At 45.0% G+C, this 18,495-nt stretch carries 18 protein-coding genes; 13 read left to right on the forward strand and 5 right to left on the reverse strand.

Going from position 1 to position 18,495, the window contains the following annotated elements; all coding sequences use genetic code 11:
* Positions 1–126 precede the first annotated feature (126 nt).
* From PLH26_RS10760 to PLH26_RS10785, 6 genes are all read left to right on the forward strand, one after another.
* Positions 127–609 carry an RNA polymerase sigma factor gene (locus PLH26_RS10760; protein ID WP_324586019.1) on the forward strand — a complete coding sequence of 161 codons (483 nt, stop codon included), beginning with the start codon at positions 127–129 and terminating at the stop codon, positions 607–609.
* Positions 610–651: 42 nt separating this feature from the next.
* Positions 652–1,797, forward strand: coding sequence for an anti-sigma factor (locus PLH26_RS10765; RefSeq protein ID WP_324586020.1), 1,146 nt, complete (start codon positions 652–654; stop codon positions 1,795–1,797).
* Between the two features lie 28 nt (positions 1,798–1,825).
* Positions 1,826–2,680 carry a porin family protein gene (locus tag PLH26_RS10770; protein WP_324586021.1) on the forward strand — a complete coding sequence of 285 codons (855 nt, stop codon included), beginning with the start codon at positions 1,826–1,828 and terminating at the stop codon, positions 2,678–2,680.
* A 276-nt stretch (positions 2,681–2,956) separates the two neighbouring features.
* The gene (locus tag PLH26_RS10775; RefSeq protein ID WP_324586022.1) at positions 2,957–3,793 is read left to right on the forward strand and encodes an OmpA/MotB family protein; all 837 of its coding nucleotides are present in this window, start codon (positions 2,957–2,959) and stop codon (positions 3,791–3,793) included.
* Positions 3,794–3,796: 3 nt separating this feature from the next.
* Positions 3,797–4,345: a thioredoxin family protein gene (locus tag PLH26_RS10780; protein ID WP_324586023.1), complete on the forward strand. Its 549-nt coding sequence runs from the start codon at positions 3,797–3,799 to the stop codon at positions 4,343–4,345.
* A 90-nt stretch (positions 4,346–4,435) separates the two neighbouring features.
* The gene (locus tag PLH26_RS10785) at positions 4,436–5,248 is read left to right on the forward strand and encodes a glucose 1-dehydrogenase (RefSeq protein WP_324586024.1); all 813 of its coding nucleotides are present in this window, start codon (positions 4,436–4,438) and stop codon (positions 5,246–5,248) included.
* Positions 5,249–5,410: 162 nt separating this feature from the next.
* Here the strand turns inward: PLH26_RS10785 and PLH26_RS10790 are convergent, their stop codons facing one another.
* Positions 5,411–6,166 carry a Bax inhibitor-1/YccA family protein gene (locus tag PLH26_RS10790; protein WP_324586025.1) on the reverse strand — a complete coding sequence of 252 codons (756 nt, stop codon included), beginning with the start codon at positions 6,164–6,166 and terminating at the stop codon, positions 5,411–5,413.
* Between the two features lie 193 nt (positions 6,167–6,359).
* On the opposite strand from PLH26_RS10790, the gene PLH26_RS10795 reads away from it, so the two are divergent.
* The 4 genes from PLH26_RS10795 to PLH26_RS10810 all read left to right on the forward strand — a co-directional run bounded on the left by PLH26_RS10795 (position 6,360) and on the right by PLH26_RS10810 (position 11,766).
* Positions 6,360–7,133: an inositol monophosphatase family protein gene (locus PLH26_RS10795; protein ID WP_324586026.1), complete on the forward strand. Its 774-nt coding sequence runs from the start codon at positions 6,360–6,362 to the stop codon at positions 7,131–7,133.
* A 98-nt stretch (positions 7,134–7,231) separates the two neighbouring features.
* A complete protein-coding gene (gene thiL / locus PLH26_RS10800) occupies positions 7,232–8,260 on the forward strand; it encodes a thiamine-phosphate kinase (protein ID WP_324586027.1) in 1,029 nt (342 codons plus the stop codon).
* 137 nt (positions 8,261–8,397) lie between these two features.
* Positions 8,398–9,900 carry a S41 family peptidase gene (locus PLH26_RS10805; RefSeq protein WP_324586028.1) on the forward strand — a complete coding sequence of 501 codons (1,503 nt, stop codon included), beginning with the start codon at positions 8,398–8,400 and terminating at the stop codon, positions 9,898–9,900.
* Between the two features lie 267 nt (positions 9,901–10,167).
* Positions 10,168–11,766, forward strand: coding sequence for a T9SS type A sorting domain-containing protein (locus PLH26_RS10810; protein ID WP_324586029.1), 1,599 nt, complete (start codon positions 10,168–10,170; stop codon positions 11,764–11,766).
* Positions 11,767–12,611: 845 nt separating this feature from the next.
* On the opposite strand, the gene nagA is transcribed toward PLH26_RS10810, so the two are convergent.
* The 3 genes from nagA to PLH26_RS10825 all read right to left on the reverse strand — a co-directional run bounded on the left by nagA (position 12,612) and on the right by PLH26_RS10825 (position 15,274).
* Complete coding sequence (gene nagA / locus PLH26_RS10815) at positions 12,612–13,718, reverse strand: N-acetylglucosamine-6-phosphate deacetylase (RefSeq protein WP_324586030.1); 1,107 nt, start codon at positions 13,716–13,718, stop codon at positions 12,612–12,614.
* A 14-nt stretch (positions 13,719–13,732) separates the two neighbouring features.
* Positions 13,733–14,545 (reverse strand): amidohydrolase, encoded by an 813-nt coding sequence (locus PLH26_RS10820; RefSeq protein ID WP_324586031.1) that lies wholly within the window; start codon positions 14,543–14,545, stop codon positions 13,733–13,735.
* 72 nt (positions 14,546–14,617) lie between these two features.
* Positions 14,618–15,274: a response regulator gene (locus PLH26_RS10825; protein WP_324586032.1), complete on the reverse strand. Its 657-nt coding sequence runs from the start codon at positions 15,272–15,274 to the stop codon at positions 14,618–14,620.
* A 340-nt stretch (positions 15,275–15,614) separates the two neighbouring features.
* Between PLH26_RS10825 and PLH26_RS10830 the strand changes: the two genes are divergently transcribed.
* The gene (locus PLH26_RS10830) at positions 15,615–16,382 is read left to right on the forward strand and encodes a DUF937 domain-containing protein (RefSeq protein WP_324586033.1); all 768 of its coding nucleotides are present in this window, start codon (positions 15,615–15,617) and stop codon (positions 16,380–16,382) included.
* A gap of 48 nt (positions 16,383–16,430) precedes the next feature.
* Here PLH26_RS10830 and PLH26_RS10835 read toward each other — a convergent pair whose 3' ends face one another.
* A complete protein-coding gene (locus tag PLH26_RS10835) occupies positions 16,431–16,742 on the reverse strand; it encodes a hypothetical protein (protein ID WP_324586034.1) in 312 nt (103 codons plus the stop codon).
* 123 nt (positions 16,743–16,865) lie between these two features.
* Between PLH26_RS10835 and PLH26_RS10840 the strand changes: the two genes are divergently transcribed.
* Together PLH26_RS10840 and PLH26_RS10845 are read left to right on the forward strand one after the other, a co-directional pair.
* Positions 16,866–17,789, forward strand: a complete 924-nt coding sequence (locus tag PLH26_RS10840; protein ID WP_324586035.1) for a PfkB family carbohydrate kinase — start codon at positions 16,866–16,868, stop codon at positions 17,787–17,789.
* A gap of 64 nt (positions 17,790–17,853) precedes the next feature.
* The gene (locus tag PLH26_RS10845; protein WP_324586036.1) at positions 17,854–18,381 is read left to right on the forward strand and encodes a gamma carbonic anhydrase family protein; all 528 of its coding nucleotides are present in this window, start codon (positions 17,854–17,856) and stop codon (positions 18,379–18,381) included.
* Positions 18,382–18,495 lie beyond the last annotated feature (114 nt).

Here is an 18,495-nt window from a genome sequence, read left to right on the forward strand (position 1 = left end):
TTTAATGCCTGGCTGCAAACCTATATCATTTAATTTTTACTTTGATGTAACTTTTACGCCGTTTAGCCGTATAATAAGCAAAATCACACATCAGGAAGGTAATTTTACGGCAATTTAACTGACTGTATGACCGAAAGAGAGTATAATGAATGTGTTAACTGCTATGCAGATAATGTATACAGATTTATCGTAAAGAATCTCAGGCATGAAGAAGATGCCCGTGATGTAGTACAAACCGCATTTGAAAAACTGTGGCGAAACAGGCATGACGTGCAGTTTGAAAAAAGCAAATCATACCTGTTTACCGTAGCCTACAACCAAATGATTGATCAGATCAGGAAAGGGAAACGGGTAAGCTTAAAAGAAGCGTTCAGGGAAGATGCAGGCATTGCACAGCCAAAGCACAACGTAAGAAAAATACTGGAGCAGGCCCTGGCAAGACTGAATGAAACGCAGCGTTCATTGGTGATGTTGAAAGACTATGAAGGCTATTCGTACGAAGAGATCGGCAAAATAACAGGATTGAGCGAAAGCCAGGTTAAAGTATACCTGCACCGCGCCCGGTTACAATTAAAGGAATACCTGGTTAAGGTGGAGAATGTGATATGAGTGGTAAGTGGTAAGTTGTAAGTGATAAGAAAAAAACTAAACATGGAAATCAACAGGCATAATTATGAAATGTTCTTTCTGCTTTATGCAGATAATGAACTGGAGGCGGCAGAACGTAATGCGGTGGAAGCCTTCGTTGCCCTCCGTCCCGACCTGAAGGAAGAATTACAATCCTTCATGCAAACCCGGCTCCCTGCCGATGAAAGGATCCCTTTCCCGCATAAAGCAACCTTATATAAATCAGTATCCTCCCTTATTACCATACACAATTACGAAGAATATTTTGTACTGTATGCAGATGGAGAGCTCAATGCAGAACAACAAAAGGAAGTAGAAGATTTCATAACAGCATACCCGCAGAAGAAGGCAGAATTTATGCTGCTGCAACGTGTAAAGCTACAACCTGATAATACAATTGCATTTACCAATAAAGAAACCTTATACCGGACAGAGAAAACAACAGCGCGTGTCATCTCTTTTCAATGGAGGCGAATGGTTGCAGCCGCTGCCATTATAGCAATAGGCAGTTGGTTGTGGATAAATGCCGGCAACCTTATGCCCCATCAGCCGGCAGCACAGCAGCCTTTAGCAGCGGAAAAGCAGTCACCCCCCCAGGAAACCATTCAAAATGAAGTAAAAGAAATCAGCCCTTTAGCGGAGTTGAAAGGATCAGAAGAACAGTTGCCGATAGCCGAAAAAGATGAGTCGTACCATAAAAATGCAATCACCACCGGGCAGGAGCAAAAGAACAACAACAATACCCCGGTTGAGCTATACGCTCAAACAAACAGTATTGCAAATGCTGAAAAAACTGAAGTGATTGCGTCTGTTGAGCATGAGCCTGCTTCTTCTGACCGGTCTGCAAAGTTAGCTGCCCATGTTCCCGATGTCATTGAAGAAAAGAGGATGATCCCAAACGCTGTTGCTTCGCAAGAAGTAAGACCGTTGATCCTTGATCAGTCTGTTTTTCAACACAAGAACAATGAAATGATGCATGAAGCGGTAACAAAAACCCACGACGGCATCACTTATTTGGATACAGATAATACAGAAAAAAAATCAAAAGGTATGTTTCGTGGATTATTAAGAAAAGCGTCCCGCTTTGTTGATCACGTAACAAATCCCGATATCAGCGATGATAAGCAATCTGTTGTGCGGGTTGCCAGTTTTGAAATTACCAGAAAATAAAAAACGCATCAATTTTAAACCAGGAACAATGAAAAAAGTACATCTGATGATGATGGGTAGCGTATTGCTATGCCTTACAGGAATGGCGCAAACAGATACCACGCTACAGGAAAACCCCGCCTCAGATACCTTAAGGGTAGGTTCTATCATTATTATAAAAAACGGGAAGGAAGACAAAAGTGAAGACAATGCATACCGCAAACAAGGAAACCCGCACAGGAGCCGCTGGAAAAACAAAGTGTCTACCAACTGGTTTGTTGTAGACCTGGGTTTCGCCAATCACGATGATAAGACAAATTACGGCACAACAGAAGCCCGGTCTTTTGTGCATGGAGCCACGCTGGCACACCCTGCCGATAAAAGTGATTTTACCGTAAAGACAGGATCTTTCAATTTTAATGTGTGGCTTTTTATGCAGCGTATGAGCCTTTACAAACAGGTAGTGAATCTTAAATATGGCGCGGGAATAGAATTGTATAAATATTATTACAAGTCAGATATCCGTTATATAGAAGCACCCAACCCTTATGTGGAGCGGCAGAATATCAGTTTTAAAAGAAATAAACTCGCTTTTGATTATGTAACCGTTCCGTTAATGCTGAACATCAATCCGCTTCCCGGGCACAAAAACGGCGGACTGAACATCAGTATAGGGGCAAGCGCCAGCTATTTATATGGTGCAAGGAATAAGCAAAAGAGCGATGACCTGGGCAAACAGAAATTCGCAGGCGACTTTAACCTTGAAAGATGGAAGCTTGCGTATATTGCAGAGCTCGGATTAGGACCTGTACGCCTCTATGGTTCTTATGCCATCACACCTTTACATCAATACGGCGTAGATCAGCACCCTTACGCAGTGGGGGTACGCTTTAGCAGTTGGTAAAACTTTTATACTGTTTCTCCGGTTGTTTGATAGGAAACTGTCTAAAAACGTTGTTCCGGAATATGCCACAAAGACTCGCCTGAACCGGACGGGGGCAGGCACAAAAACACGAAATCCTGAGCTTTAGGCTCTACTTTCTTCGTTCCTTTGTGCCTTTGTGGCAAAATATTATCCGAAATCATGCGCAACCAAATATTTCTTTATTTTTGGGCAGTACATCATTCTATCAGGGCAACTATTCGTGTGTGTTAGTTGTAAACAGAAAAACCAATTTATATGAAGCAGCTGCTATTTCCCCTTGCAATTTTGATCGTTTGCGCAGGTTTTACTTCCTGTGTATCGAAGAAAAAATTCGTTGAAGCTACCAATGCCATTAAAGCATTACAACAGGATAGTCTCCGCTTTGAAAATGATCTTTCGGTCCTGCGCAAAAACCTGAGAGAAAGCGGGCAGCAAAATGAGGCATTAAAAAAGGAGCTTAGTGATATTGCTTCTGCCAAAAGCCTCAAGGAGCAGGAACTGAGCAATGCACAACAGCTCCTCACCAGCGCCAAGGAACAACTGAGCAGCACTACACTTACCATTGAAGAACAGCAAAAAAGGCTGGAAGCATTACAAAAGCTCATAGATCAGCAGCGCAGCGTGGTAGAAAACCTGCGCAACACCATTAACAATGCGCTGGGCCAGTATAAAGCCGAAGATCTCGATGTATTCGTAAAGGATGGTAAAGTGTATGTATCCTTACAGGAAAACCTGCTTTTCAAATCGGGCAGTGCAGTGGTAGGAAAAAACGGGCAGGAAGCATTGGGCAAAATAGCCCAGGTGCTCAATACCGATCCTAAAATACAGATCGTGGTAGAAGGACATACCGACAGCATACCCATCCGCAGAACATTTGAAGATAACTGGGCATTAAGCACTGCAAGGGCAGTTTCTATTGTGCGCATCCTCACGAAAGATTACCAGGTAGATCCTGCCAGAGTGGTGGCATCGGGACATAGCTATTTCGATCCGCGCGATACCAACGCCACCCCCGAAGGCAGGGCGCTTAACCGCAGAACAGAGATCATTCTTTCGCCCAACCTGGATGAATTGTACAGGCTTATGGAATAATATATGAAAAGACCGACTCCATTGATGGTATTTATCCTGTTGTTTTTATCTTCCGCATTTGCACAACCTCCGTCTGCAACGGAAGTTTTAAACGAAGCCAGTGCGCAGGCGGCAAAAGAAAATAAAAACGTGTTCGTGATCTTCCATGCTTCATGGTGCGGATGGTGCCATAAAATGGACAGCTCAATGAGTGACCCTGCCTGCAAGGCTTTTTTTGATGCCAGTTACATCATCACCCACCTGGTAGTAAAAGAGTTGAAAGGGAAAGAACAGTTGGAAAACCCCGGCGCACTGGCGTTGATGAAAAAATACAAAGGCGATCAGTCCGGCATTCCTTTCTGGCTGGTATTCAACAGTAAAGGCATATTGTTGGCCGATTCGAAGATGAGACCGGAAGGCGCAGGCACTGATGCCACCGGCAACAACAGCGGATGCCCTGCCACCGAAAAAGAAGTAGCCTATTTTATTGAAGTGCTTAAAAAAACCTCATCGCTCAATCCCGGCCAGCTCAGTATTATACAAAAGCGGTTCCGGCAAAATGAGCCCGGGTAATCATAGCTTATAGCAGGATATTTATCAGTCTGTCCAAAACAGCTTGCACATTGATGAGTTACAGGAAATTTAATTACTTAATCAACAATCATGGCAGAAAAGAAATTGCAAAACCAGGTTGCCATTGTTACCGGCGCCAGCTCCGGGATTGGCGCCGGTACGGCAAAAGCGCTGGCAGCCGCGGGAGCAACGGTGGTAATCAATCATCCTGTAGCTGCCACTAAGGATGCCGCGGAAGCTGTACTCTCCTCCATTAAGGCGGCAGGTGGTGAAGGCATTACATTTCAATGCGACGTTAGCCGGGAAGAAGAAGTTGAAAAAATGTTTGGTGAAACGATAACCCGTTTCGGCACCGTTGATATACTCATAAACAATGCCGGCCTGCAACGCGATGCTGCATTTGAAAAAATGACGCTGGAGCAATGGAATACAGTGCTGAGTGTAAACCTCACCGGGCAGTTCCTCTGCGCAAGAGCTGCCATCCGTGAATTTCTGAGAGGAGGCATTGTGCCGCAAAAATCCAGGTCCGCAGGTAAAATCATTTGCATGAGCAGCGTACACGAAGTGATCCCCTGGGCCGGGCACGCTAATTATGCGGCCAGCAAAGGAGGGATCATGCTGATGATGAAAAGCATTGCCCAGGAGTTTGCTCCTAAAAAGATCCGGGTCAACAGCATTGCTCCCGGAGCCATTAAAACGCCTATCAATCATGATGCATGGGCTACACCGCAGGCAGAAAAAAAATTACTGCAATTGATACCTTACCAACGGGTGGGGGTGGTGGAAGATATTGCTGCAGCCGCTGTGTGGTTGGCCAGCGATGACTCCGATTATGTGAACGGCACTACTTTATTTGTTGACGGAGGTATGACCCTGTACCCCGGGTTCAGCGAAAACGGATAAATGATACATGGTATAAAAAATGGCTGTCTCAAAAGTCATATTTTGCCACTAAGCCACTAAGAAAATAAAATCTGAAGATCAGGACTTTGTGGCATATTTTGTATACCGCCTTTTTGAGACAGCCCCATAAATAATATTTGGAAAAAGTCTCCTGGAAAGTCTTTATTTCCTGCTGTTCAGTTTTGCCAGCAATCTTAATATTTCAAGATAAAGCCATACAATGGTAACCAACAATCCAAAAGCGCCATACCATTCCATGAACCTGGGCGCGCCTGCATCCGAACCGCGCTCAATCATGTCAAAATCCAGTATCAGGTTAAGCGCGGCGATAGCTACAACAAATAACGAAAAAATGATCCCGAATGTACTGCCCTGGTGAATAAACGGAATATCTATACTGAAAAAACGAAGCACAATTGAAATAAGGTAAAAAATGGCGATACCCGCGGTTGCTGTTATGATAACCGATTTAAAAGTTTCCGTAGCGCGGATTATGCGCATATTATACAACACAAACATGGCAATGGCTACACCAAATGTTAAACCAACAGCCTGCGTTATAATATATGGCGCGGTTGCTTCAAATGCATGATTATAATAAGCCGATATGGCGCCTACGAACAATCCTTCCAGCAAAGCATAGGCAGGCGCCAGGAATGGAGCCCATGTTTTTTTGAAAACGATCACCAGCGCTACTATCAGCCCGCCTATGGCGCCGCCCCACATATAAGAGGTTACATCCACACCCTGACCAAAACTATACCAGCTAAAAAAAGCGGTGGCCATAACCATTAAAAAGAGAAAACCAAATTTATTCAACGTCCCTCTTACCGTCATAACATCCTCACCATACGCTGACAGTGTTGATTTGAACATTTTTTCACTGAGCGTGGGATTACCGGATTTAAATAATTCCATAATTGATATATTGTTTAGGTTTATGGGTAAAGATAACTTTTTTTTGAAGTTTTGATTTTACTCCAAAGTTAATTTTATCAATAGATAGCTAAAAATTGCGCTCACCGGCTGATGGTACTTGCGGAAAACTTTCGTCACATGTGCGCTTAAAGCAGATGCATATACACATTTTGCAAGTCGTTATCTTTGCAACATGCTAAAAACAACTTTATTAGAAGCTGCCGAAGCGGCGGGTACCATTATGCGGGATTCGTTTAACGGCACATTCAAAATTTCCAACAAAGAAGGCATCAATAACCTGGTAACAGAAATAGACCATGCGTCTGAAAAAGCCATTATTGATATTATTAAAAAGAATTATCCCGATCATTTTATCCTGAGCGAAGAGATTGGGGAGCTTGTGACGGACTCCGCCTATAAATGGATCATTGACCCTTTAGACGGAACGGTTAATTATGCCAACGGTATTCCCATTTGCTGTGTAAGCATAGGCATAGAACACGAGGGGAAAATGATACTGGGAGCAGTATACAACCCGTTTTTAAATGAACTTTTTGTAGCCGAAAAGGGCAGGGGTGCAACCCTGAATAACAAGCCTGTCCGTGTAAGCTCAAAGTCCGACCTGGGAAGCTCCTGCCTGGTTACCGGCTTTCCATACAGCCTTTTAGATGAGCCAAACGGTCCGCTGGATGTTTTTAATACCCTCATCCGGCAGGGTATCCCGGTAAGGCGTTTGGGTTCTGCAGCCATTGACCTGTGCTGGGTAGCTGCAGGCAGGTTCGATGGTTTTTATGAGCACAGGCTGCACGCATGGGACAGCGCCGCCGGTTTTTTGATGGTTGAAGAAGCCGGGGGGAAGATCACCGATTTCAGCAACAATTACTATTCTCCCTACCAGCCGCAAATACTGGCTACGAACGGAAAAATACACGATGCATTGCTGGCCGGCATTAACGGAAGGAAATAATACACGAATTATTTATTGACCTGGTAAAACTATACGAATCCGTGCATTCGTGGTATATAAATCAAACAGGAGATAGTCATAACTTTCAATCTTTTTTCATGTCATCACGTACAGAAATAGCTTCGCTTGGCGAATTTGGCTTGATTGATCACCTCACTCAAAACAATGAAACACATCATGCCTCTACTGTGCTGAGCATAGGTGATGATGCCGCGGTGCTGGATCATTTTGGTAAACAGATCGTAGTAACCACCGACCTGCTGATAGAAGGCGTTCATTTTGATATGGTATATACGCCACTCAGGCACCTGGGGTATAAGAGCGTGGTGGTAAACCTCAGCGATGTATATGCCATGAACGCCACTCCCACACAAATTACCCTGAGCATAGGCATCAGCAACCGCTTTAGTGTTGAAGCCCTGGAAGAATTTTACGAAGGTGTATATGCTGCATGTGAAAAATACAATGTTGACCTTGTGGGAGGCGATACCACCACTTCCAATAAAGGATTTATTATAAGTGTTACGGCGATCGGGGAGGTGGCGCCCGACCGGTTTGTAAAGCGTGATGGCGCTAAAAAGGGCGATCTTGTTTGTGTGAGCGGCGATCTGGGAGCGGCTTACTTAGGTTTATTGCTGATGGAAAGAGAGAAAAAGATATTTATGGAAAGCCCTTCCGTGCAACCCGATCTCGAAAGCCAGGACTATATTTTGCGCCGCCTCTTAAAACCTGAAGCAAGAAAAGACATCATTGCCTTTTTTGAAGAGAACGACATATTTCCTACCAGTATGATGGACATCAGCGATGGGTTGAGCAGTGAATTGCTTCATATTTGTAAGCAAAGCAATGCGGGTTGTGTGATCCATGAAGATAAGATCCCTGTTGACGAAGCATCGCGGCAATTTGCTTTTAAGCTCGACCTTGACCCTACGGCCTGTGCATTAAGCGGTGGCGAAGATTATGAATTGCTTTTTACCATCAGGCAGGAAGATTATGATAAGATCGTGCTCAATGAACAGATCAGCGCAATTGGCTATATTACGGAGCCTGTGGAAGGCATGCACATTATAACCCGCTCGGGCAACAAACATGCTTTAACCGCGCAGGGCTGGAATGCGTTTGGGTAGGTTGCAAGGTCCTGGTACAGATTTCAGGGTACAGGGGGTAGAAGGGGATATTCCTGTAACCTGCAACCTTGCAACCATCTCCCACATTTCCCACATTTTTCCCCTCCGTTTGGATTTTGGAATCTATTTTTACCCTTATGTCAAACAGGTTCAGGCATGGGTTACTATTTTCTGTCTTTATAATATTTGCGGCAAGCTGCGGAACCGCCAGGAAAGCGATGGATCCTGCTAAAAAATTCCCTGCTGAGGCTTTGCGTAAAGATTATACCCTGCTGCGCGAAATAATGGAGGCGTTCCACCCCGCCCTGTACTGGTATACGCCAAAAGACACCATGGATTATTATTTCAACAAATACTATAATGCCATTACCGATTCCATGACGAGGCAACAGTTTGGATTTACCATACTTGCCCCTTTAACCACCAAAGTGCATTGCGGCCATACCAGCTTTAACTATCCGCGGGCGTACAGCAGGCGGAAGCGTGAGCATGCCCAACCCTCTTTCCCGCTGTTCATGAAAATATGGCCCGATACAATGGTGCTTACTTCCAACCTTAATAAAAAAGACAGCGTTTTAAAAAGAGGCACATTGATCACCCGTATTAACGGGCTGGATGTGCAGCAACTGGCCGATACATTGTTCCGGTTCATGCCAACAGACGGTTATGCAGAGAACGTGAATTATATACGGCTCAGCGCAGCATTCCCGTATTATCACCGCAATATTATGGAACTGTCTAAAAACTATACCGTGGAGTATACAGACAGCACGGGCATAGAAAGAACAACTACCGTTCCTTTGTTTGACCCCGCTACCGACAGCCTGGCAAGAACCTTTATCCGGAACAGGAATAAACAAATTGACCCGGAGGAGAAGCCGGCCAAATGGGAGAATTTCAGATCGCTGAAAACAGATTCTGCCCATTCCCTGGCTATAATGACGATACACAGCTTTGGAAATAAGGGCAGGCTGCCTTCTTTTTACCGGAAAAGCTTCCGGCAGTTGCGAAAAAAGAATATATCCAACTTAGTTATTGATCTGCGCACCAACGGCGGCGGCAAAGTAAACAACTATACCGCTCTTGCCCGGTATATACGCGATACCCCGTTTAAAGTTGCCGATACCGTTACGGCCATGCACAACGGGCTGGGGCATTACAAACGTTATTTCAGCTCGGGATGGCTCAATTCGCTGATCCTCTTTTTTACCACCAGTAGAAGGGATGATGGCAGGTATCATTTCAGGTACTGGGAAAAGCATGTATTCCATCCCCGCGGAAGAAATCATTACAAAGGGAAGGTATTTGTATTGATCAACGGGCCCACATTTTCGGCCTCCACTTTATTTGCCCATGCCGTAAAAGGCCAGCCGAATGTATTGCTGGTGGGCGAAGAAGCCGGCGGCGGGGCGTATGGCAACAGCGGCATCCTTATACCTGACGTAATACTGCCTGAAACCAAAATGAAAGTGAGAATGCCCCTGTTTCGCCTGGTGCAGTACCGGCATGGGCCAAAAGACGGGAGAGGTGTAATGCCAGATCTGTATGTGCCGCCCACGGTAAGCAATATCAGGAACGACAGGGACGGCAAAATGGACAGGGTGATGGAGATCATAAAAGATTCACCTGCAATTCAATAAATACAGTGATACTAACGGTAAAGTATACCCTACCGGGGATAATGCAATAATAACACAGGTCTTTCTTTTTTTATCGTTACAAAACAATTATCTTAGCGATCCGGTTATCCCGGTAAGATCCCTTATCCCGATGTTTTACTTCTAATCTTGCACTATCGCGGTATTCTGCCGCATTCAACTGAGTACAGACCAAGTCCTATACAATACCTCCGTTACCTGCAACGCCAGCCCCTGTATACACAAGGAACCTAAAAGTAATTATATAAGATGCGTATCATTTTAATTGCGCTTGTGCTGTGCTTTACAGCAAGCTACTCTCTTCGTGCACAGGATGTGCCGGGTTGTATGGATCCTGCGGATGTTGACGATTATAATCCCAATGCTACTATTAGCGATGGGTCGTGCGTTTACGCTGACGGCTCTGTTAATTTGCTGAATTCAAAGATCGCAACACTTCCCGGAGACCTGGAGGAAATAAGCGGGATGATCTATTGGAATGGAAAGCTGTATGGTCATGAAGACAGCGGTAACGATCCCATTATTTATGAAATGGATGCTGCAACGGGTGAGATACTTAAAAGCATTACTCTTGATGTTCCCGTTACCAATATGGATTGGGAAGATATTACACAGGACGAAACTTATATTTATGTAGGCGATTTTGGGAACAATTTGGGAACCAGACAGAATCTCAGGGTCTTCAGAGTTGCCAAAACCCTTATTTCTGCTACTGAGGAAAACCCTGCAACCATATCAGCGGCAGATATCGAAACAATTGATTTTGCCTATAATGATCAGTTTGATTTTACGTCTAACTCCAATACTCCTTTTGACTGCGAGGCGATGATCTATCACGAAGGTAACCTGCATTTATTTACAAAAGGATGGGATGGAAATGGCACCAAACATTATGTTTTGCCTGCTACGCCCGGAGCGCAGGAAGCAACATACCTTGAAACTTTTAATTCAGGAACCTTGCGGATTACTGCTGCTACCAAGGCCAATGACAATGCAGTTATTCTATTAGGTTATGATCCGCCTCAAGTACTTCCTCCAAGCGGAGGAATGTTCATAATTAGTGATTTCAACGATTATAATAGCATATTCACATCGGGCAATAAAAGAAAAATTAATCTGGGGCTTATTGCGAATTCTCCAACTACAGGTATAGGCCAAATAGAAGGAATAGCTGCCATTAATCAAACCAGGGTTTTGATTTCCAGTGAATTTTTCACTGCAACCGTATTTGGAGTTCCTTTTACTGTTACCCAAGGCTTGTATGATCTGGACATTTCCCAATGGATGCCGCTCTATATCCTCCCCTTTGGCATTGCCAACTTCACATCCCAGCTCAGCAATAACCAGGTGGTATTAACCTGGGAGTATAGCGAGCAGGGTGCTGCCTATTTTGAGGTGGAAGCTGCTGATAACAGCAACGGGGCATACAAGTCAATAGGCAAGGTGTACTATACAAATACCGGCTCCTCCCTGTTCAGCTTTACCGATAAACAGCCCCTGGCATCTGCCCGGCGGTTTTACAGGATCCGGATCGTTTCACCCGATGGCAAATACGCCTACAGCAATACGCTTGCCGTCAGCGACAGCAGCAATACGCAGTTTAACCTTACCGTGGCGCCCAACCCGTTTAAGGATAAGCTAGACATCAGCTTTTACAGCGACAAGCGGCAAACCGTTCAGTTCAGCATTACCGATCTGCATGGCAGAACGGTAGCATTGAAGCAGTTGCAATGTACACCCGGCAGGTACAGCTATATAATAGACGGTTTGCAGAGCCTGAGCAGCGGCGTTTATTTTTTAACCGCCAGAACGCCGAGTAACAGCTATGTCCGGAAGATCGTTCGGTAATGCGCAATGCTTGTCATAACGGGAATGAAGCACCTGTTCTGATGCAGTGGAAGCAAACGCTTTATAATCCTTGCCACAGACCGCTTTTGAAGCTTCGACTCTCTTGGAGTCGCTCAAAGCTTTTCCATTCTTTTATAAACCTTGTATCCTTTCAGGATAAGAATAAAGACAACCAAAAGCGGTCTGACCCCTCCTGCGTCGGGTGCTGACCGCAAAACGGTCGGTACGCGTTAGCGTCAGATCGTTTTGCATGTACTAAATTTCTATGGGCAGTCTTCTGAATTGATTTAATTGTGAAGTTTGCGGTGCTGACCCTCCTGCGTCGGGTGCCGACCGCTTTAAAAGCTTTGTATTGACCCTGAAAGGGTCCAAACGTTTATAACACAAAACAGATCAGCAATACGACCCTGAAAGGGTCGAACAAATACCCAACGCAACTGGTCTGGTCACAGCGAAGGCAAACCCTTTGTTCCGGCTTTTGAACTTCGGCTTCCTTGGAGTTGCCCCAGGCCTCACCGTTCTTGTTATACTTTGTATCCTCCAAGGATAGGAAGAAAAATTATTCCTAAAGCGATCTGACCCTCCTGCGTCGGGTGCCGACCGCTTTAAACGTCATTACGAGACACTGAACGGATTAAAGTACTGTGTGAATATGTCACCGGGTCGAAGTAATCCCCCGACCCGGAGGCGCATCACTTTTCTTTAAACTGGCTTACCATTCCGCTTCGTTTCCATGGGCTTGCTTCGGCGTGTGTAGTTGTTCAACCTTCCGGTATTTATGCACCCCTCGCAAGGACGTTGTTATTACGGGCTATTGCCTGAAGTCCGCGGCACCGGGCAGTCCCTCAGGCCGTAATCACATCCTTCACTTCCAGCGCATCATTAAAAACCACGAACTCCGCGGCATAGCCTGCTTCTATTTTTCCCAGGGGCACATGGGTCTTTAACAACTGCGCGGGATAAGCGGATGCCATGCGCAGTGCTTCTTCAAGCGCAATGCCCGCATGCTGCACCCCATTCTTTACTGATTGCATCATGGTTAAGGCGGAGCCCGAAAGCGTTCCATCGGGAAGTGTATAGCGGTTGCCTTTAAATACATGCCGGTATTCGCCTTCAGTGGTTTCCGCAACCGCATCTGTTATGAAAAAGAGGCGGTCGCCCATGATCTTTTTACTGATACGCAGTGATACAAAATCAACGTGTATCCCATCCGGTACAATGCTGCTTTTAACGGTGGCATTGTTGTATATGGCTCCAACCAGTCCCGGCTCGCGGCTTTGGAATGCCGACATGGCATTAAATAGATGTGTAGCTGTGGGGATGCCCAAACCAAAGGCTTTCGTGGCTTCGGCATAAGTGGCATTGCTATGCCCGGCAGAAACAATAATACCGTTGTCAATGAGCATTTTTATTATTTCTTCATCACATACTTCAGGCGCAATCGTCATCATTTTAAGTACACCCTTACCTTTTTCCAGCAGCATGCTTACTTCTTCAACCGTTGGCTTTTTAATGCATTCCAGAATATGCGCCCCCTTTTTTGCAGGGTTGAGGTAGGGTCCTTCCATATGCAACCCCAGCACGCCTTTACCACCCTGTTGCCGGTATTGCTTTACCAGTTCAATGCCTTGCAGGAATTTTTCAATGGTATTGGTGGCCATGGTAAGCATAAACTGTGTGCAACCGCCGCTGAGGCAATACCGGTAAGTAGCGGCAATTGCGGCTGTATCCAATTCGGCCGAAAATAACCTGCCATTGCCACCATAGATCTGCAGGTCAATAAAAGCGGGTGCTATACTAAGTCCTCCAAGATCTTTAACCGCATATCCTTCCCCAATCTCATTTTCATCAACCACCCCTTCAATAACATTGTTGTTAACCAGAATGGCTTTGCCCGTTTCCTTTTTACTTCCGGTATAGATGCTGCAGTTCAGCCAGGCTGTTTTCATCATATATCTTTATTTTTTCAGGGATCAATCAAAAAGCTGTCGGCATCTTTCCAGAAAGGAAATCTTGTGCGTACTTCTTCCAGCTTTTCTTTATACAAGATCGCGGTATGCACATCTTCTTTGTGCGCCTGTGTATACAGCACTTCGCCAAGCGGATCAACGATCATGGAATCGCCGCTATGGTATATACCATTCCCGTCGTTTCCCACACGGTTAACACCGGCTACGTAGCATTGATTTTCTATAGCCCGGGCCTGGAGCAGCGTTTTCCATGCATGATTGCGCCGTTCCGGCCAATTGGCCACGTAAACAATAAGGTCATATTCATTGTGGGTAGTCATTCCATCTCCCTGCCGGGGAAAACTTCTTTGCCGCACCCAAACCGGGAACCGGAGATCATAACAAACCTGCAGGTTGATCTTCCATCCCTTTACCGAAGCGATAAGCCTTTTTTTTCCAGCGGTATAGGATCTATCTTCGGAAGCATAGGCAAACAAATGCCGTTTGTCGTAATAACCGCAATTGCCATCGGGCAGCATCCATATCATACGGTTGAAATAGCTTCCGTCTTCCTCAATAATGACGCTGCCGGTAAGAATGACTCTTTTACGGGCGGCTACCGTTTTCATCCATTCAATGGTAGTGCCATCCATTTTTTCGGATAAAACCTCCGGGCGCATGCTAAAGCCTGTACTGAACATCTCGGGCAAAATAACAATTTCGGTTTTACCTTCAATGGCGTTCACTTTTTCCTCCAGCATCTGCAGGTTGGCTGGCTTATCTTCCCAATACAACGGGGTTTGAATGGTAGTAACAGAGAGTGCCGACATGATAAATACATAAAAAACCTGTTCGCGGAAGCAGGCATGAATTGTTATGTAATATTTGATTTTTTAACGGGATCAGGCCACGCCGGCATTATTGATAAAATTTACGAGCGCCGCCGTATTTTTCAGATTCAGCTTTTTCAGGATATTGTGCCGGTGAACTTCTACCGTTTTAAGTGTTATATTCAATTGCTGTGCAATTTCCTTTGAAGACTGCCCCTGTTTGATCAGCTCAATGATTTCAATTTCACGTTGCGACAGCAGATTAATGTCTGGCTTTTCGTTGTCTTCCAGGATTTGTTCCGAAAGGATGGCCTTCACTTCATGGCAAATGTATTTGTTGCCTTGTGCTACCTCGCTGATGGCGCCGATCATTTCTTCCTTGGAGGAATTTTTTGTGATATAGCCCATAGCGCCTACCTGGAGCATTTTTTTTGCATAGGCCGGTTGCGAATGCATGGAAACCCCGATGATCTTCGAGTCGGGCGATACTTTCCGGATCTCTTTCGTGGCCTCAAAACCGTTCATCGGGCTCATATTGATATCCATCAATACGATATGAGGACGATTGTTTTCGGCAAGTTCAATAGCCTCTTTGCCGGAATCGGTTTCGGCAATGACCTGAAAACGCGGATCGCTGTTTAAAATAAACGACCAGGTATCCCTGATCAGTTTATGATCATCAACTATTAAAATAGTAATTTTATCATTCACAGGATTGTGTTCAAACATACTCGGATAAGGTTTTTTATGAAAACAGAACTTTAAAGACTTTCAATAGCAATAGTTGGTTTCAGCGATCATAAATTAGGCAGTAATAAAACAAAATCAATCTTATAAATATAAGGATAAATTGAATCCACTTATCCCAAATAAAATATCAGTGCAAAGATATTTAATCTAAAGTAATGCAAACCAATTATTTCGCTGACCTTTTCCTAAATAAACTTTTGGGCGGATTAAATTGTATTAAAGCATAAGATGTATTTTTTATACGTTTGCAGTAGCTGCTATCAATGATAACGTTTAAACTACTTCGCTTCCATATTGTACACAATTAAATCTAATCACTATGGCATTCAATCTTATTGATTCTGTTAAGAGCCTTTTCAGTAATGATCTGATAAACAAGGCTGCATCTGTGCTGGGAGAGAATGAGGGCGGCATCCAGAAAGCACTGAGCGGCGCGGTACCATCGGTGTTGGCCGGTTTTTTAAACAAAGCAGAAAGCAGTGCCGGCGCCCAATCGCTTTTAGACCTGGCAAAACAGGCGGGCAGCAGCGGTATATTGGGTAACCTGGGAGGATCACTGGAGGATGGCGGAAAGTTTCCGGGCCTACTGAGTTTGGCGGGCAGTTTATTTGGTGATAAATCGGGTAACATTTCCAGTCTCCTTTCAGGATTCGCAGGTATTAAGCAATCCTCTGCTTCATCGTTGCTGAATATGGTAGCGCCTGCTGCTTTGGGAAGCCTGGGTAAATATGCTGCGGATAACAACCTGGATACTTCGGGGATCACTTCTTTTTTAGCCACACAAAAAGACAGTATCCTTTCGGCGATCCCTTCCGGCTTCAACCTGGCAGGCACATTGGGATTAGGTAGTCTTTCGGAGATCGGATCCAAACTGATGCCGGGCTTTTCGGATGCGAAAGACAGCGCCGCCCACGCAGTTCATGCTGCGGAAACAACTGGTAAAAAAAACAACTGGATGCTTCCCATTATCCTGGCAGTGCTGGCTTTTGTGCTGTTGCTTTTATTGTTCAAAAGTTGCGGCAGCGACACCATACAAACACCTGCAACAGATACGGTTGCTTCGCAGCCATCAAAAATCCGGCCATAGGGCTGCCGCATATTAAAAGCCTTCCCGGAAGAAAATAAAATCTGAAGATCAGAACGCTGTGTATTGGTTTGCCGTGTGCAATAAATCTCTTACTATTTGTTCCCATTCCTGCTGCAGCGAAAGGGCAGGGAATGGTTTGCCTGCACGGTTATACCAGTAACGGGCATTGGAGGCATCGCCTTCTTTGCGGTGCAGGTAGGCATGAATGAGAGCGGCTTTGCTGTCGTTAATATCCTGAACGATGTTGTGTGCCTTATCCCAGTCTCCCCTGGCATCAAACCACATGGCATGCAAATACACAGATACCATTTCGGGTGGCGCGGGAGCAGTGAGCGTGGAAATAAAATTTTCAAATTCCATACGGCAAAAATAAAACGAATCCGTATCTCTTAAAGGTTTAAAAAAACCAGAGCGTTAATTTATTTGACTTAGTTTTGCACCGTTTTTAAAGCACTGTATTGATCATTTCATAAATGTATACTCATGTCTGTGATCGTTGTTGGGTCTATGGCTTTTGATGCAATTGAAACGCCTTTCGGAAAAAGCAATAAAATTGTGGGTGGAGCAGCTACCTATATTGCATGGAGCGCATCCAACTTCACCAGGCCTGTTCAGCAGATCTCTGTTGTAGGGGGTGATTTTCCGCAGGAGGAACTTGATTTGCTGCAAGCCCGGGGCGTGCAGATGGATGGTGTGCAGATAAAAAAAGATAAAAAATCGTTCTTCTGGAGCGGCAGGTATCACATGGATATGAACACGCGGGATACCCTCGAAACCCAGCTCAACGTCCTGGGCGATTTTGAACCTGTTGTACCGGCGGGTTACCAGGGAGCCGATATTTTAATGCTGGGCAACCTGTCGCCTGCCGTTCAGCTTAGTGTAATAGAACAATTGAAGGAAAGGCCCAAACTCACGGTACTCGATACCATGAACTTTTGGATGGATACCGCAATGCCTGACCTGGAAAAAGTATTAAAAGAAGTAGATATACTGCTGGTAAACGACAGCGAGGCGAGGCAGTTAAGCGCCCAATATTCTTTGGTGCGGGCCGCAAGGGAGATCATGAAAATGGGCCCCAAATTCCTTGTTATAAAAAAGGGAGAGCACGGCGCGCTGCTTTTCCACGGCGATCATGTATTTTTTGCACCTGCCCTGCCTTTAGACGAAGTGTTTGACCCAACCGGTGCCGGAGACACATTTGCCGGCGGGTTCGTTGGCTATTTAGACAGTACCAGGGATTTTTCTTTTGACGGAATGAAGTCGGCTATTGTTATCGGTTCGGCCATCGCTTCCTTTTGCGTGGAAAAATTTGGCACTACCCGGCTGAAGGAACTCACCAAAAGCGATATTGATGAAAGGGTGCAGCAGTTTGTTGAGCTGGTGAATTTTGATATCGCATTGGTATGAGCCATTGCCGGTTTACAGACCGGGGATGCGCTCCCGCCACAAAATACAAAAGAAACATTGAGCTATGCCATTATTGTTACCTGTAAAAGGAGTACCTCCTGTTTTTGGTCAAAACTGCTATTTAGCGCCTAATGCTACAATAGTGGGGGATGTAACTATGGGAGATGACTGCAGCGTTTGGTTCAATGCAGTAGTAAGAGGAGATGTTAATGCCATTCGCATAGGCAATAAAGTTAATATACAGGATGGAGCAGTGATACATTGCACCTATCAAAAAACAAAGACCATTATTGGGAATAATGTTAGCATCGGTCATAATGCCATTGTGCATGGCTGCACGGTGCATGATAATGTTTTGATCGGCATGGGCGCCATCATAATGGATAGGGCCGAAATAGGAAGCCATTCCATAATTGCAGCCGGCGCTGTAATATTAGAAGGCGTGAAAGTAGAAGCAGGTTCCATTTATGCCGGGGTGCCTGCAAAAAAAATTAAAAACGTACCGGAAGAGCTGATCAGCGGGGAAATTAACCGCATTGCCGGTAATTACCTGATGTACAGCAGTTGGTTTAGAGAAGAGAGTAAAGAGTGAGGGGAGCAGGGAGCAGGTTGCAGGTTACAAGTTACAGGGTGTGCGTGCAGAGAGGGGTAATGTGCATGCCTAAAATAGGTTGACAAAAAACAGTCACTTATTATGAGGCAAAGT

This window comes from Agriterribacter sp. (genome assembly GCF_035444585.1).
GTDB lineage: Bacteria > Bacteroidota > Bacteroidia > Chitinophagales > Chitinophagaceae > Agriterribacter.

What these genes read in the sequence shown, in the direction of transcription:
- PLH26_RS10845 (WP_324586036.1), top strand. Translation starts at nt 17,854, where the DNA reads ATGCCATTATTGTTACCTGTAAAAGGAGTACCTCCTGTTTTTGGTCAA.
- PLH26_RS10825 (WP_324586032.1), bottom strand. Translation starts at nt 15,274, where the DNA reads ATGTTTGAACACAATCCTGTGAATGATAAAATTACTATTTTAATAGTT.
- PLH26_RS10765 (WP_324586020.1), top strand. Translation starts at nt 652, where the DNA reads ATGGAAATCAACAGGCATAATTATGAAATGTTCTTTCTGCTTTATGCA.
- PLH26_RS10780 (WP_324586023.1), top strand. Translation starts at nt 3,797, where the DNA reads ATGAAAAGACCGACTCCATTGATGGTATTTATCCTGTTGTTTTTATCT.
- nagA (WP_324586030.1), bottom strand. Translation starts at nt 13,718, where the DNA reads ATGATGAAAACAGCCTGGCTGAACTGCAGCATCTATACCGGAAGTAAA.
- PLH26_RS10835 (WP_324586034.1), bottom strand. Translation starts at nt 16,742, where the DNA reads ATGGAATTTGAAAATTTTATTTCCACGCTCACTGCTCCCGCGCCACCC.
- PLH26_RS10790 (WP_324586025.1), bottom strand. Translation starts at nt 6,166, where the DNA reads ATGGAATTATTTAAATCCGGTAATCCCACGCTCAGTGAAAAAATGTTC.
- PLH26_RS10795 (WP_324586026.1), top strand. Translation starts at nt 6,360, where the DNA reads ATGCTAAAAACAACTTTATTAGAAGCTGCCGAAGCGGCGGGTACCATT.
- PLH26_RS10810 (WP_324586029.1), top strand. Translation starts at nt 10,168, where the DNA reads ATGCGTATCATTTTAATTGCGCTTGTGCTGTGCTTTACAGCAAGCTAC.
- PLH26_RS10760 (WP_324586019.1), top strand. Translation starts at nt 127, where the DNA reads ATGACCGAAAGAGAGTATAATGAATGTGTTAACTGCTATGCAGATAAT.
- PLH26_RS10805 (WP_324586028.1), top strand. Translation starts at nt 8,398, where the DNA reads ATGTCAAACAGGTTCAGGCATGGGTTACTATTTTCTGTCTTTATAATA.
- PLH26_RS10785 (WP_324586024.1), top strand. Translation starts at nt 4,436, where the DNA reads ATGGCAGAAAAGAAATTGCAAAACCAGGTTGCCATTGTTACCGGCGCC.
- PLH26_RS10820 (WP_324586031.1), bottom strand. Translation starts at nt 14,545, where the DNA reads ATGTCGGCACTCTCTGTTACTACCATTCAAACCCCGTTGTATTGGGAA.
- PLH26_RS10830 (WP_324586033.1), top strand. Translation starts at nt 15,615, where the DNA reads ATGGCATTCAATCTTATTGATTCTGTTAAGAGCCTTTTCAGTAATGAT.
- thiL (WP_324586027.1), top strand. Translation starts at nt 7,232, where the DNA reads ATGTCATCACGTACAGAAATAGCTTCGCTTGGCGAATTTGGCTTGATT.
- PLH26_RS10770 (WP_324586021.1), top strand. Translation starts at nt 1,826, where the DNA reads ATGAAAAAAGTACATCTGATGATGATGGGTAGCGTATTGCTATGCCTT.
- PLH26_RS10775 (WP_324586022.1), top strand. Translation starts at nt 2,957, where the DNA reads ATGAAGCAGCTGCTATTTCCCCTTGCAATTTTGATCGTTTGCGCAGGT.
- PLH26_RS10840 (WP_324586035.1), top strand. Translation starts at nt 16,866, where the DNA reads ATGTCTGTGATCGTTGTTGGGTCTATGGCTTTTGATGCAATTGAAACG.